General features: G+C 52.6%; 12 protein-coding genes. 5 read left to right on the top strand and 7 right to left on the bottom strand.

Translation table 11 applies throughout. The features are described 5' to 3' along the window. Nucleotides 1-693: 693 nt before the first annotated feature. Both trhO and HK26_RS10515 read left to right on the top strand, forming a co-directional pair. Entirely contained in the window at nucleotides 694-1,710 is a 1,017-nt protein-coding gene (trhO, locus tag HK26_RS10520) for an oxygen-dependent tRNA uridine(34) hydroxylase TrhO (RefSeq protein WP_086639741.1), read from the top strand. Nucleotides 1,711-1,863: 153 nt separating this feature from the next. After that, nucleotides 1,864-2,391, top strand: a complete 528-nt coding sequence (locus HK26_RS10515) for a hypothetical protein (protein WP_086639739.1) — start codon at nucleotides 1,864-1,866, stop codon at nucleotides 2,389-2,391. Nucleotides 2,392-2,452: 61 nt separating this feature from the next. On the opposite strand, the gene HK26_RS10510 is transcribed toward HK26_RS10515, so the two are convergent. The 7 genes from HK26_RS10510 to HK26_RS10480 all read right to left on the bottom strand — a co-directional run bounded on the left by HK26_RS10510 (nucleotide 2,453) and on the right by HK26_RS10480 (nucleotide 11,301). After that, complete coding sequence (locus HK26_RS10510; RefSeq protein ID WP_025828728.1) at nucleotides 2,453-2,842, bottom strand: tautomerase family protein; 390 nt, start codon at nucleotides 2,840-2,842, stop codon at nucleotides 2,453-2,455. Nucleotides 2,843-3,058: 216 nt separating this feature from the next. Further along, nucleotides 3,059-4,060 (bottom strand): ornithine cyclodeaminase family protein, encoded by a 1,002-nt coding sequence (locus HK26_RS10505; RefSeq protein ID WP_086639738.1) that lies wholly within the window; start codon nucleotides 4,058-4,060, stop codon nucleotides 3,059-3,061. A 57-nt stretch (nucleotides 4,061-4,117) separates the two neighbouring features. Further along, nucleotides 4,118-5,659 (bottom strand): aromatic amino acid ammonia-lyase, encoded by a 1,542-nt coding sequence (locus HK26_RS10500; protein WP_086639737.1) that lies wholly within the window; start codon nucleotides 5,657-5,659, stop codon nucleotides 4,118-4,120. Then, a complete protein-coding gene (locus HK26_RS10495; protein ID WP_086639736.1) occupies nucleotides 5,659-8,004 on the bottom strand; it encodes a TonB-dependent receptor in 2,346 nt (781 codons plus the stop codon). Before HK26_RS10495 ends, HK26_RS10500 begins: the two co-directional genes overlap by 1 nt. Before the next feature lie 58 nt (nucleotides 8,005-8,062). Further along, nucleotides 8,063-9,286 carry a LysR family transcriptional regulator gene (locus HK26_RS10490; RefSeq protein WP_180539505.1) on the bottom strand — a complete coding sequence of 408 codons (1,224 nt, stop codon included), beginning with the start codon at nucleotides 9,284-9,286 and terminating at the stop codon, nucleotides 8,063-8,065. A 225-nt stretch (nucleotides 9,287-9,511) separates the two neighbouring features. After that, a complete protein-coding gene (locus HK26_RS10485) occupies nucleotides 9,512-10,336 on the bottom strand; it encodes a phosphate/phosphite/phosphonate ABC transporter substrate-binding protein (RefSeq protein WP_086639734.1) in 825 nt (274 codons plus the stop codon). Beyond that, the gene (locus HK26_RS10480) at nucleotides 10,333-11,301 is read right to left on the bottom strand and encodes a fatty acid desaturase (protein ID WP_257640974.1); all 969 of its coding nucleotides are present in this window, start codon (nucleotides 11,299-11,301) and stop codon (nucleotides 10,333-10,335) included. Before HK26_RS10480 ends, HK26_RS10485 begins: the two co-directional genes overlap by 4 nt. A gap of 101 nt (nucleotides 11,302-11,402) precedes the next feature. Between HK26_RS10480 and HK26_RS10475 the strand changes: the two genes are divergently transcribed. From HK26_RS10475 to HK26_RS10465, 3 genes are all read left to right on the top strand, one after another. Continuing rightward, nucleotides 11,403-12,242, top strand: coding sequence for a helix-turn-helix domain-containing protein (locus HK26_RS10475; RefSeq protein ID WP_086639733.1), 840 nt, complete (start codon nucleotides 11,403-11,405; stop codon nucleotides 12,240-12,242). A gap of 78 nt (nucleotides 12,243-12,320) precedes the next feature. Further along, a complete protein-coding gene (locus HK26_RS10470; protein ID WP_086639732.1) occupies nucleotides 12,321-13,604 on the top strand; it encodes an MFS transporter in 1,284 nt (427 codons plus the stop codon). A 138-nt stretch (nucleotides 13,605-13,742) separates the two neighbouring features. Then, nucleotides 13,743-14,070 (top strand): transposase (locus HK26_RS10465; protein WP_143296342.1); only part of this gene is annotated, 328 nt, incomplete at its 3' end.

The following is a 14,070-nucleotide window of genomic DNA, read 5'->3' as shown; positions in this document are numbered from 1 at the left end:
TTTGTCATGTCAGTTCTTCTTTATCATAACCAGCCACAAGCATCTTCTGCCTCTCGCTATCTTAAAAACCCGCAGGAAACAGGGAGCTTGCCCGAGCAGGATTACGTTCAAAAAACAAAAAAGCAGGAAAACAGGGTATCTTTTTCATAAACACGTATCCTTCCAGAACCTTACAAAACCCGGATCAACCAATGTTTGCCAAACACCAAATCTGTATTTATTTCATTCCAGAATGGAATAAAAAGATAACAGATTGCTCTGTGTTCCTGCCCTTTCCTTACAAACCTGACTGTTGCCGTTAAAAGCGGTGCATATTGAATGGATTGAATCACTCGTTCCATTTTCAGAATAAGGACAGGGTTTGAAGCCTGTCAACATCATTCCGCATCCGTTATATGTTGAGTCGTGCCATATTATGAAAGATTACACTTTATTTACCTGAAATACGAAAAAAAATCGCTTTCTACCGCCAATCCACCCGCACCAAAGTCGTAAAAAACGTCGCGAAAAATACTTGAAAATACTTGTCGGGAAGGGAGTTCGCCAGCTAAAGCAGGGGCCTGCCTGTCAGGCGGTTTGCTGCATTTTATCAGCACAGTGCACTGGCAGAGCCCGGACCGCCTTCATCCTTGCAAGGAATATACCGTGACTGCCCGTTCTGCTGCCCCGCATACTGCTGACACCCCCGCCGATATGCCTATCTGTGTGGCCGCTCTTTACCGTTTTACCGGTTTTGAAAATCCCTCCGACCTGCGCGCGCCATTGCTGGCCACATGTGACGAAAACGGCGTTAAAGGTATTCTTCTGCTGGCGGGAGAAGGCATTAACGGCACTATTGCAGGCACGGATGCAGGTATACAGGCCGTACTGGCCCACATACGCCAGCTTCCCGGTTGTGCGGGCATTGTTGTCAAGTTTTCCCGCGCGCCTTCCATGCCATTCCTGCGCATGAAGGTCCGCCTGAAAAAAGAAATTGTCACCATGGGGGTGGAAGGCACAAACCCCAACCATATTGTTGGCACCTATGTTGCCCCCAAGGACTGGAACGCCCTGCTCCAGCACCCCGATACTATTCTGATCGACACCCGCAATGATTACGAAGTTGCCGTTGGTACGTTTGAAGGGGCTGTGGACCCGAAAATAAAAACCTTCCGCGAATTCCCCGACTGGTTCCGCCAGCAACGCGACCACCTGCTGGCACAGGGGCGCACACCCCGTGTGGCCATGTTCTGCACCGGCGGCATACGTTGTGAAAAATCAACAGCTTTTGCCAAAGCCGAAGGGTTGGATGATGTTTACCACCTTGAAGGCGGTATTCTGAAATATCTGGAAACCATTCCACAGGAGGAAAGTCTGTGGCGTGGTGAATGCTTTGTCTTCGACCAGCGTGTTACGGTAGGTCATGGCCTCAAACCCGGCAATTTGGAACTATGCCACGCCTGCCGCGCCCCCCTGTCTGCTGAGGACAAGGCGTCTCCCCAATACGAGGCAGGCGTCAGTTGCCCCCACTGCCACGGCACGCAAAATGCAGTCAACCGCGCGCGCCATGCCGAGCGTGAACGCCAGACACAACTGGCTGCACAAAGGGGAGAAGCCCATCTGGGCATGAATATGGCGCAAGAACGCGCACGCAAACGCAAACTGCGTGAAGAAGAAGTCCAGCGCCAGCAGACCCTGCGCCAGAATGTTCTGGACCGCCTGCAAGACTAAATCCAAACCCGCAGCATGCTGCCTTTTATGCCCTGCCACCAAGGCAGGGTCTGTAGGGCCTGTTAAAGGGCTAGCCAACAGGCTACCCCCTGCTCTATAGCGAACACGCGAGCAATTCCTGCGGACAAGCGGCGCATACTGCCGGGGACATGGATGAACATACACTGCGCATGGTGCGAACGGGACATACACGACAAGGCCCATGCCCCTTACTGCTCCGCTCGTTGCGAAAAAAAAGCCAGTAAGGCACTGGCAGCAATCAACGCACCACAAACCGCCCTACAGCGCGAAACACGCATTATCCGTAGCACGCTTGTCAGCCTTGTAGCCTTTATAACGCTCACGCTGAGTTTGCGTATTCTTGCAGGGTCTCCGCCACCACCAGAGACACCTGACCTGCCGCAACTCACCGCCTCCCCTACTGCGGACGAGGGGAGCGCTCCCTACAAAGCAGGCCAGCTTGCACGCACGCAATGGAACCGTTGGCTGAGTGGGCAGCACGCGGAGCGGCGTAAAGGTGCTCTTTACTGGCTAAATGCCGTGGCGGGCCAGCATGCAAAACAGTGCGATGGCACGGTGGAGTTCGCACTTGGCTGTTTTGATGCCCATCGCCACATGAGCAGCATTGAAACACAGCTTGCCATAAGCCCCGCCTTCCGTGCCGGGTGGGATAATCCCTGACCATATCTGTCTCTGACAGATACATGAGAGCTGTTCCGATACCCCACCCGACAGCAGAACCTTACAATTCGCCCGTAACAAACTGGGCACGGCCCAGCCCAAAACTCCAGTGTTCATCCGAATTCTGCACGATAGACACGACAAGGTCGGACGGCGCCAGACCGCAATGCTCCTGCAAACGTTCAGCCAGAAGTTTGTAAAATGCGGTTATCTGCTCCTTGGAGCGTGGGCGGGAGGTGATCTGCAACAGCACGACCTGATCTGTCCGGGGAATGCCAAGCCCTGTATCTTCTATCACCATATGTGCAGGATCATGCTCAGAGACAATCTGGTAACGATCACGCGCAGGCACCTTGAAAGCCTCAAGCATGGCGTCATGCGCTGTATCCAGCAACTTACGGAGTGCTTCTGGCTTGCGCCCTTTGATGACATGGAAATGAAGTAGAGGCATTGGATATTCCTGTAGTTGACCTGAATGATTGTAAAACGAATTTTTCAATCATTGGTTGCGCACACTCTCTACTCCCTACAAAAGCATGCGGGCACAGCGCGCGCCCAATCAACAAACAAGGACCAACCACACTTGTTTTTTCAACCCCGCATGGCGGCAACCCAACCTGCTGGGCAAACGATGACCAAACTGTTGTTTGTGCGCGTGCTGCGTTTTTTAAAACTGTAGCTTCTGGCCAACACCAAGTCTGTCTGCCTTGCTCAACAGAGCGGCACCCAGTGCAATATCGGTAATACTCAACCCGCGGTGCCAGAACAGAATGGTCTCGTCATCATTTTCCCGCCCTGGTAACTTCCCCCCGACAATATCACACAATTCTGCGTAAAGAGTTTCACGCGTGATCTTTCCCTGATCCACGTGCTGACGCAAAGCACCATAGGGACGGCCCGGACCACACTGCCCCCAGTCATCCACCACGACTTTATCGACCACATCTGTTAGGCTGAGTTCCAGCGCGCTCATAGTGCCGTAGGGAATAATCAATGCACCTTTGCGAACCCATTCGGTTTTCAGGAGTGGTGCTGGCTCTGGCAGCCGACTGGCCTCGACCAGAATATCCGCCCCGTCCAGACAAGCCTCCCATGTTGTTGTAACGGTCACCTTTTTACCCAGATCCTGCTCCAGACGCTGGGCAAAAGCCTGCCGACTTTCTGCCCTGCGGGAATGCACGCGGATTTCCTCAAAATCAAAGAGATGATCAAGGAGTCTGATATTCCAGTAAGCAGTTCCACGCGTGCCAATATGGCCAAGTATGCGGCTATTTCTGGGAGCCAGAAAACGCGCGCCCAGTGCGGTCATCGCGCCTGTGCGCATGTCTGTAATCCGTGTTGCGTCAATAATGGCTTTGGGCATACCGGTCACGGGGTCAAACAGATTGAGCACCGCCATCTCGGACGGCAGGTTCTGTTTGTAATTATCTACAAAATCACCAACAATTTTAACACCTGCCAGACCAAGTGGCTGAATAACGCCACGCAGGACATTAAAATGACCTTTATCCGAACTCTCGGGCACAAGATGCACACGTGGTTCAACCACCGTTTGCCCATGAGACTGCGCGGCAAGAGCGCCAGACACAGCCTCCATAATCTCATGGTCCGTGAGGGCGAGACGGGCAACATCTGCACCATTAAGATAGTTGATCTGGACATCGGTCATGTTTTTATTTTCCTGAAAAACTTTTTGCCATGCTGCACAAGCAGGAAGCAGAACTCCCTAGGCATCATCAGCCAGAATTCTGAAATCTGCCAAAAAATCCGGGCGTTCTATGGCCTGTGTAAGAAGAGCGATGTTATCCGCCACCGGCTGCTCCAGCGGCAACCGGGGGCATAAGGGGGCCAGCCTGTCTATTAACGCCTGCGTGCCACGCCCCAGACGCACAGGTGGGCGCAGGGCAATGGCCCGCGCTGCCACTATGATTTCTATGGCAGTCAATTCATACATGCGCGCAATCAGGCGCTGCCCACGACATAGGGCAGGAAAGAGCAGAGAGGCATAATCCTCCACCCGCTCAGCCACAGGTATAACCACGGGCGGCAGGGGCGTTGCATCATGCACAATCTCTGCCACCAGTGCTGCAACCGTTTTTTGCACGGGGGCAAAGCCTGTTCCATCTCCCTCTGCTTCAGCCAGAAAGCGTGGCAGACCAGACACTGAAGGAGACATCATTTTGATAACCCGCTCACCTGTTGCAGCCGCCATTTTTGCAAGGGCCAGATGCAGGGCATCAACCGTAACTGCAACATGCGTCGGGTCAAAGTTCCCGTTCGGGATAATGCTGTCTGTTTCCGCCACAACGGCCGGGTTGTCATCGCTGGAAGAGAGTTCGAGCTCAACGGCACGCTGCACCTGTTGCAGACTTTTTAGTGCACCCCCTGCGATGGATGCCGCACTCCGGAAGCTGATCGGGTCCTGCAACCGGCGCGCATGTCCGCTCTGATGCAATGTCCCCCCATCCAGCAAACCAAGGAGGGCATGACTGACTTCCGCCTGCCCTGCAGCGGGGCGCAACTGCACACTCTGCGGCTGAAAAGGAGAGAGGTTTGCGCAAAACCCCTCGCACGACAAAGCAAACGCAGCAATATGCGCGCGCATGAACCTGCGGATACTGCCAAGGTTAAGGCAGGCCAGCCCAATAGACGCAGAATTAGAGGAGATAAGGGCAAGCCCGTCTTTGGGGCCCAGAGCAGGCAACGACAGCCCTGCCTGCGCAAACGCCTCAGCCCCCGAGACCGAAGCCCTCCCTGCTACACTGGCATGGCCCTTGCCTGTAAGAATACTGGCAATATGGGCCATTGGCGCCAAGTCTCCTTCACTCAAAGCACCAACAAGCGGGACAACTGGCGTAATGTGGTTATTAAGCATATCAACCAGCGCCATTGCCGCGGCAGGAGACATACCCGAGCGCCCCAGTGCCAGCCGCGCCAGCCTTACAGCCACCATGGCACGGACCTGTGCATCAGTCGCAGCAGGTCCTGTGCCACTTGCACGAGCCCAGATTACAGCGTTCTGCTGTGCATGCGCCGTGCTTGGCTGGCGCGCTATGTCCACATTGGCGCCAAGCCCGGTACTTACACCATAAATCGTTGTACCCGCAGCAATATGCCGCAACAGGCAGGCATGACCTGACGCGATATGCGCCAGTGCCTGAGGTGATAGCAGAACCTTGTGCCCGGCCAGCGCAATACGCTCGATATCAGCAATAGCTGTTTGGCCGGGTACCAGAAGAACACTCGGGCTGTCAGAATACTCTGCCATTAGAACGCCGTGCTAATTGTGCCAAAGAACTGCCTGGGTGCTCCCATAAGGAAGTAATTATAGCCTGTGTTGGCAAAATTATTCCCAAGCTCATTGGTGGTCGCAATATACGTCTTGTTCGCCAGATTATAGATATTGAAGCTGGCATTGATGCCTTTAAACGGCCCTGCATCACCAAAATTATACCGTGCGCCAAAATTCATCAAAAAATATCCCGGCACATGCAGGTCATTTGTGTACGTCAGTTCCCGCCGCGAAATATAGGACCCGTCTACATGCAGGTTAAGGTCACCCAACTGGTAGGCAATATTGGCTTTGTACATGAACTGCGGATAATTGGGGACCAGCTTGCCACGGATTGCCTGCAAACCATTGGAGGTGACAACATTCTGGTCGTAAGTCGAGTGGGCATACGAAAACGAATTATAGATTGATAGCCCATGCACGGGCCGTAGCGTAATGCTGGCCTCGGCTCCGTTGGTTGTAACGCCACCAACATTCTGCACTGCGGTAACCGGGTCGATACCGCGCGAGCTGGAAATCAGCTGTAAACGGTTGGAAAAATTGATCCGGTAAAGCGACGCAAGCGCACTGATATACTGTGAACTGAAGCGATACCCGCCCTCATAAACCCAGTCTGTCTCTGGCTTCAGGTTTTTCTTGGTTTCCTGAAACGATGCCTGAGAGGCTGTCCACGGACTTGCCGAAATATTGGTGGCAAACCCGTCCTCCGGGAAAGAACGCATATTGTGTGACACATCAAAAAACAGCTCATGATGTGGCAGAAAACGCCAGTTAGCCGAAATCTGGGGCAAAAAGGCATTGGATGCCTCAAGGTGTCCTTGGGCAATGGGTTTACCGTTAATTGTCTGGTCCTGCGCCAGAACGCTGTTACCCGCATTGACAATCATGGATTTAAAACCGGCATTGATTTTGAGCGTATCTGTCACACGGTAAGTATCTTGCATGTGAAAAACAAATGTGTTGGACGAAAACGCTTCATGCCACGCGGTTGCGAAGATCTTGTCCCCCGGAAAACCGTTTGTGGGGTTGCCAAGTGTCCCCTGCCCCAGAAGCGGTGCTTGCGAAAAATAACGGCCGGTTTCAAAGTTTCCGTATTCGTACCACACACCCGCATTCAGCGTATGCCGTGCGACTTTCCATGTTACAGCACTTTCAAACCCACCACGCGCAACCTGTGGCTGCTGCACCCGCTGCGACAAAGGTGCTCCGTTGGGCGAGGCTTTGTAGGGTGTTGTCCATGTGCTGTACCCTGTATCCGCATGCCCATAAAGGGTGGTTTTCCAGTTCAGGTTTGACGTCAGGTTTTCATCCAGCGTAATCCCGCCCAGATAATCCACCCTGTTGGCTGTCCCGGCATAATAGGCAGCATCCTTGGGGTCGTTTGTCTTGCTGATCTGCGCAGGGTAGGTCCCCTGCGCTGCCTGATAGGCCGCAGTATAATCAGGATAATAATTGGACAGGTTTGACCCTGCGGTAGAAAGCCAGTTTTTGGTCATGTCCTGATAGTCAAACTGCTGGGTCGAACTCCAGTCAAAAAAGACCTTGAGCGATGACTCCCGCGCCAGAGGCTGAACGAGTTTGGCGTTGACCTGATCGGAGTGATCGTAACCATGCCCTTTCCACAAATCCCCGTTCAGACGGGCATAGGAAACGGAAAAACGCGTGCCAGATTCGTTAAGATCTCCACTATCCAACCGCGCATAGGTCCGGAATGTCGCATTGCTCCCAAATGTCTGGGATACAGCACCCCCGCGTTTGTGTGACGGGTCCATGGAATGGATTTCCACCGCGCCACCCAGATTACTCGTTGAGGCAACATCAATCCCCCCTGCTCCCTGAGAGACATTCACACTGCCAATATTGTCCGAAATAATAGCGCGCGTGACGCCAAGCCCATTGTAGTTATTGAACTGCTGATCACCCAGAGGCACATCGTCCAGTGTAAACCCAAGCTGGGACTGGCTGAAGCCACGCATGAATATCTGGCTGGAATATTCATACACACCAAAGGGGTCTGCGGACTGGTATAAAACGCCCGGCAGTTCGTTCAGCACTTTAAGCGCAGATGTTCCGGGAACACTCTGCTGCATGCTGGCACGGCTTATGGACATGGTTTGCCGGGTAGACCCATGCCCAAAAACGGCAATGGATTCTACATTGTCTGCGGCATTTTTCTTTTTCCCGTCTTTTTTTGCAGCTTGCTTTTCCGGGTCACTTTTAATAACCGCAGGCGCCGTATCATTTTGAGCATAGACGAACAACGGATAGCCAATACCGCTCAGGAGGGTTGATACCGTTAAAAAAATACGTGTCTTTACCATAGTCTTTTTCTTTCGTGGGCATAGATGAGTTCCGGAATTCAATGGACGGCATGCACTCTTAACAACATCGCGAACCCGAGCGGACTTCCTGCAATGCCGATGTCAGGCGGCCAATAACATCCATATTGCGATAGTCGCGCCGCCATAGCAGGCGGGTTGTACGCGCAAATCGCCTTGGCAACTGTTTGGAAAAAACATTGTGGTATTCAAACGCCCCTGCTGGCAGAATGGCGCAGCAGATGTTGTCTTCCACAAGCCGGAGCATAAGAGACATGGACTGTGTTTCCAGCACGGCGCGTGGGCGCACGGCTGCACTCTCCAGATACGCATCTGTCAGAGAACGCATGCCGGTACCAAGGCTTGGCAACGCCATAGTGCTCGCAGCTATAATGCTTTCTGGGTGATCATCTAGGGACAGTTTCTGATCTGTTTTTCCAAACACTAGAAAAATCGGGGATGTTTCAAAATCCAGAAAATCCAATGTCGCAGGCACATCAATAACATCTGCCAGGCCAACATCGTAGGTTTTATCAAGCAGGCCCGCAACAATGGCTGGCACCACAATGGTTGTAATGCTCAGGGACGGCTGATAAGCCCGGTTGTGCCAGAGCGGAATAAGCCCGGCCAGCAGGGAGGCCAAAGCACTTTTACTGCTGGATGGAATCATTGCTGCAAATTTAAGGTCTTTTACCGCACGGGAATACCCAAGGCTAAGGCTCCGTCTCAGACGATCAAAAAGAAGCGCCATAGTCTGGCATATGTCCTTGAGTGGCCGCGCAGCAGCAGTCAGTTGCATGCCCGTATGCGTTCGCTCAAAAAGCTGAAAACCCAGAACAGTCTCAAACTTGCCAATCTGGCGCGACAGCGCAGGCTGGGTAACCGCAAGCCCTTTTGCAGCAGCGGAAATACTGCCCGCATCACACACACGCAGAAAATACGAGATCATTCTAAAGGTTATGCCCGACTGCCTTATTGTATGCAGGTCCTGTTCGCTTAACTGCGCACTGACCTCTCCTCCCCTTTCAGCAGGAGAGATAAGGCTCAGGCATGACTGGAGAAAAAGAACAGATGTGCGATGAAAACTTTCGCCATAGGCTGTCGTTACGGGTACAGCCTCCCGGCCATGAGCATTCCGCAGCAACAAGGGTACTCCGGCACTCTGCTCCAGCGCATAGACGGCATGGTTTATGGTTGTTGGGCTGACGTTCAACTCCATAGCCGCATCATGTACGGAATGATTACGAACGAGGCTTACAAAATAGATCAGGGTCGATACTTCCATACCTGCCTCGGTTCCAGCGACGTACTTACGTGTAAGAGATGGCGGTTGTGGCGGCATGCGCCATACATACCAGTATCACTCGTTTTTTGTGTTATTTATTTAACAACACTTAATTCTTGGTTATTAAACCAAACTACGCTTTTCATTGATAATAAAAAATCAAAGAAAGCATACCGCATGCCCGATAAAGCATGGCCGCGGGCCACAGTTCAGGGCGCACAAACGCTACACATAATAATCATACCGAATGGGCAGCATGATTGCCTGCGCTACCGTAGCAACCGTTTGGCGGAGCGCGCTCTGCACATGGCGTGAGCAAACAAAGGGCAGGCCCATAGACGGCATTGTCCAGCCTATAACCCGCAGACGCTCAGCCGTTACCGGGTCTGCCCGGCGGAACATGGCCCATGTCCGGCAATCAATGGCAGCAATATCTGCTTCCCCGTTAGCCACATGCAAGATGGAGGCAAGGTGACTCCCCGTCACAGTTGTTCTGGAACAGACATCCAGAGCAGCACCCTGCCCCTGCAAATCGCGAACAACAGACAGATAACCGGACTGCGACACAGAATCATTAAACACAAAGTGCCGCCCGGTCATGGCCTGAACACTTTTGAAGGAAGACGTCGGCAAGGCATCACACGTCGTGTGGTGCTCGCGCGCGACCACAAGGGCGCTGCGATAAAAATACCCCTGCCCACCTGTCAGCCCTTCGTAGCTGTTCTGCGCAACAACATGCACAAATTCGTCCAGCCCATGCTGCAATGGTCCCCAGCATGTTTCTCCAAACAACAAGGCCGGATGCCGCCACAAAACCGAAAGGTCCAGTTCGTCCGGGGGTAAGGAGGCGGGGTCTGGTGCAATCAGGCTCCCCGCAGCATCCCGTATCCCTCCCGGCACGGGCGGAAGGTCGGCATTGCGGCGGACAAGTGCATCCGGTGCAGGCACGCCGTTATGGCGCAAAGCATCGCGCAACTGAATCCATGTCGCATCCAGCGCACCACGCTCCTGCGGCTGGTCATACATTGGCATACTGGCAACAAACATCATGACTGTTGTTTTTCCCCAGCTGTTTGTTGCACGGGGTGTAGCAGCGGTTCTTTGGCATGCAGCAGATACTGCCGAAGAATTGCGCGATACCCCTTAAAAACATAACCATGGTTCAAAGTCAGCCATGCAGTCCGGTCTGCATAATAGAGCTTGCGCATCCGAAACCACGGCTGACCAGGGTAACGATGATGAACACTGTGCAGGTTGTTAAAGAGGAATAAAAAAGAAAGCAGTGAGCCCTCTACAATAATGGTTCTTCCACCTGCTGCGTCATGCCACCGATGCTCACAATAGGAGCGCATACCAATAAGAGATGTGCCCATGTATGCGGGGCCAAGAGCGTAAAGCCAGAACGGCATATGGAAGCCACGCGTAACAATGATCGCAACGATCAGAATTGACACAGCATGAATAACCCATGCGAGCGCCACATCCCGGTTGCCCGCAGCAATGCGGCGCATATCCGTGATAAAAAACCGCACACTCCCCAATAACGGCCCAAGCAGCAGACGCCCCAGAAGAGTCTGGTTGATACGGAGCAAAAACCGATAGGCATGCCCCAGCCTTACCCAGTCATTTCTGTCCCAATAATAGCTTTCGGGGTCAGCATGAGGGTCTGTCAGATGGTCATCATCATGATGCTGCAAATGGGTTTCGCGGTAGCGCCGGTAAGGGTATGCCAGCCCCAGCGGCAACCCGAGCAGCAGCTCATTGCATAGAGCTGATGGGGTTGGGTGCCTATGAATGGCCTCATGCTGCAAAGACGAATGGAATGCGACAACAATCGCCAGCCCAACCAATGCAACCCATGGCGCCACGGGGTAAAGCCAATACCCCAAGGACCACCAACTGCCGTAACAGAACACAATAGCAAGCCATGTTGGCCATTCTGGCACAGATGCCAGAACAAAAGCCTGCCAGCCCGAATTGCACATATTTTCATGTGTATTTATCTTGCGTTCCATAAAATACATATTCTTACGCAAAAAATATCTTTTCAATGAGTGTTATGTAAAATATGTTTACAAATGTCACGTTATATACGATTTAAAATGGTTTAATTGGCATGGATAAACGTCTGATATCCGTCACCTTCCAGCAGCGCGTGCTGTCCCTTATTCAGGCGTCTGGCAAAAGTCGCTCGGCATTTGCAGAAGGTATTGGCATTGACCGCTCAGCACTGAGCCAATTGCTGACAACTGATGCAGTACGCCTGCCACGCGCCGACACTCTTGCACGCATTGCGTTGCAGTATGGCGTTTCGGTTGACTGGCTGCTGGGCATTGCGGAAACAGCTGCTCCAAGCCACTCCGGTCGTACGGAAATGGCGGAGAACTCGGAATATTATAATATTCCACTGCTGACACAATGGCATGATGAGGCACGTGAACTAAAAATACGTTATATACCCCACCATTTACCCGACATCCTTTGCCTTCAGGATGTCGTGGCGTGGGAACTGGGAGCCCGCCATTACGACCAGACGACAATCCAGAACATTACCAGCAACCTTGGCTATAACCGCAGAACAAGCTCCGATATGGAAATATGCCTGCCAACGCAGGCTATTCTCAGCCTGAGCGAAGGCACATTTCCATGGAATGGATTATCACTGGCCATGCGACGGGCCCAGATCGAACATATGATAACACGCGTGGCAGAACTCTATCCCTCACTACGCATATTTCTGTTTGATGAGCGCCTTTACCATTCTGTGCCGTATACGATTTTTGGCAGCCTGCGTGCGGCAATTTACGCAGGTAGTCAGTACATTGTCTTCAATGATCAGAACACTGTTTTGCAAATGCAGACCCATTTTGATGGGCTCATCCGCAAAGCGAGTGTGCAACCGCATGAAATATCCAACTGGCTGCAACAGGTTCTTTCCGCCATGCCAAGCTTATAGACCCACCCGAACCTCTAACTCAGGCTGCTTTTTACACATAGTGATCGTTTTTAAACCCCTGTCATCCGTAAGGTGTGCATGTCCATTACAACAGGTAAAACCGTACAAAAAAAACACGGATGGGCACGGCACATTGTCCTGTTTTTTCTGATTATAGCGGGATGTGTCAGCTACATGGACAGAACAGCTCTGGCCATCGTCAATACTGACATCGCAAAGGAATTCGGGCTTTCCTACACATCCCTGGGGCTTGTTTTATCATCCTTTGCGACCATTTACATGGTCTGTCAGATCCCTGCGGGACTGGCGGCCGACCGCATAAAAGCGCGCACTCTGCTGACAGGCTGCCTTGTCGTCTGGGGCGTAGCGCAGCTTCTTACAGCTTGGGCAAGCAGTGCTGGCATGCTGGTCGGGGCGCGTGGCCTGCTGGCATTAGGTGAAGCACCGCTGTTTCTGGTCGGGACCAAAATCATAACCGCTTGGTACAACAATGCAGAGCGCGCTGTCCCTATTGGTCTTTTCAATGCATCTTCTTCTCTGGGGCAAGTGCTCGCCCCAGCGTTGCTCGGCCTTATTGCGCACCAGTTTGGTTGGCGCTCCATGTTTTGCACTCTGGGTGGGCTTTGTATTGTTCTCGGTCTGGCATGGGGTATTTTCTACCAAAAGCCCCCCGCACCAAAATATGAGCCCGTTGCCAAGCCCAAACAAACCGCCAGACAGGAACTGACCTTTCTTCTTGCTCAGCGTGTCAGCTGGGTACTGGCTATCGGTTGTGCCAGTATTATTTATCTGCAATGGCTTTATTCCGCATGGTTGCCAACATACTTCCAGACTGTCCGGCACCTGAATGCTGCACAGGCTGGTTTTCTTTCCTCCATTCCACAACTGGCAGGTTTTTTTGGCAGTCTCAGTGGCGGTGTTATTATCAAATTCCTTGGAAAAACTGGTTATACGCCCTCACACGCATGCTATCAGCCTCTCATCATCAGTCTGCTGATTGCCGCCATGGCAACAGCCGTGGTACCATTGTGCCCAACTACATTCCTGTCCTTGGTCAGTATGGCAATAGCCCTGTTCGCCACCGGTATTGCCATGACGGGAAGCTGGACACTCGGCACAATCGTTGTTGCTGAAGACTCTATTGCCACCATGGAAGCCATCCAGAATGTCGGTGGATCGCTCGGAGGAGCACTCTCACCTTTACTGACAGGTTTTATCATCCAGCACACCGGCTCATTCACACTGGCCATGGAAGCAGGAAGCATCATCACTTTTGTCTGCGCCTGCGTCTATGTTGTGGGGTCACGGCTCAAAAACGCACCTTCCGACAACTGCCGCCTGACCAAATCCATACATGGATGACAGGTGAAAGCGGCAGTCTCAGAAAAACCCTGATATCAGACCGTCCCTACCATAAAATCGCTAGGCTCAGGACCTATTAATTTATTGAACTGAGCGAGGAGTTGTGATTCACAGGCTTACCGATGGAGGGGGAGGGCTGTGAGTGAGGTATTTTTGCTGTCTGAGCGCCAGATGGAGCGGATTGAGCCGTTTTTTCCTCTGGCGCACGGAGTGCCACGCGTGGATGACCGGCGTGTTCTGAGCGGGATCGTTTATGTCATCCGCAACGGCCTTCAGTGGAAAGATGCTCCGAAAGCGTATGGTCCACACAAGACTTTATACAACCGCTTTATCCGGTGGAGCCGCCTGGGTGTTTTTGACAGGATCTTTGTCGCCCTGACAGAACAGGCTGGCCGTTCGAAGCGTCTGATGATCGATGCAACACATCTCAAGGCACACCGGACATCGGCGTCCCTGCTCAAAAAGG

The organism is Acetobacter okinawensis (assembly GCF_002153655.1).
In the GTDB taxonomy this organism is placed as follows: Bacteria; Pseudomonadota; Alphaproteobacteria; order Acetobacterales; family Acetobacteraceae; genus Acetobacter; species Acetobacter okinawensis_A.
Note: the sequence above shows the minus strand (reverse complement) of the source record. Positions and strands in the feature narration are given on the sequence as shown.

Bases quoted from the DNA above. Each gene is read 5' to 3' on its own strand.
- HK26_RS10490 (WP_180539505.1), bottom strand. From the start codon at position 9,286: ATGGAAGTATCGACCCTGATCTATTTTGTAAGCCTCGTTCGTAATCAT.
- HK26_RS10470 (WP_086639732.1), top strand. From the start codon at position 12,321: ATGTCCATTACAACAGGTAAAACCGTACAAAAAAAACACGGATGGGCA.
- HK26_RS10510 (WP_025828728.1), bottom strand. From the start codon at position 2,842: ATGCCTCTACTTCATTTCCATGTCATCAAAGGGCGCAAGCCAGAAGCA.
- HK26_RS10475 (WP_086639733.1), top strand. From the start codon at position 11,403: ATGGATAAACGTCTGATATCCGTCACCTTCCAGCAGCGCGTGCTGTCC.
- trhO (WP_086639741.1), top strand. From the start codon at position 694: ATGCCTATCTGTGTGGCCGCTCTTTACCGTTTTACCGGTTTTGAAAAT.
- HK26_RS10485 (WP_086639734.1), bottom strand. From the start codon at position 10,336: ATGATGTTTGTTGCCAGTATGCCAATGTATGACCAGCCGCAGGAGCGT.
- HK26_RS10480 (WP_257640974.1), bottom strand. From the start codon at position 11,301: ATGGAACGCAAGATAAATACACATGAAAATATGTGCAATTCGGGCTGG.
- HK26_RS10505 (WP_086639738.1), bottom strand. From the start codon at position 4,060: ATGACCGATGTCCAGATCAACTATCTTAATGGTGCAGATGTTGCCCGT.
- HK26_RS10515 (WP_086639739.1), top strand. From the start codon at position 1,864: ATGAACATACACTGCGCATGGTGCGAACGGGACATACACGACAAGGCC.
- HK26_RS10500 (WP_086639737.1), bottom strand. From the start codon at position 5,659: ATGGCAGAGTATTCTGACAGCCCGAGTGTTCTTCTGGTACCCGGCCAA.
- HK26_RS10495 (WP_086639736.1), bottom strand. From the start codon at position 8,004: ATGGTAAAGACACGTATTTTTTTAACGGTATCAACCCTCCTGAGCGGT.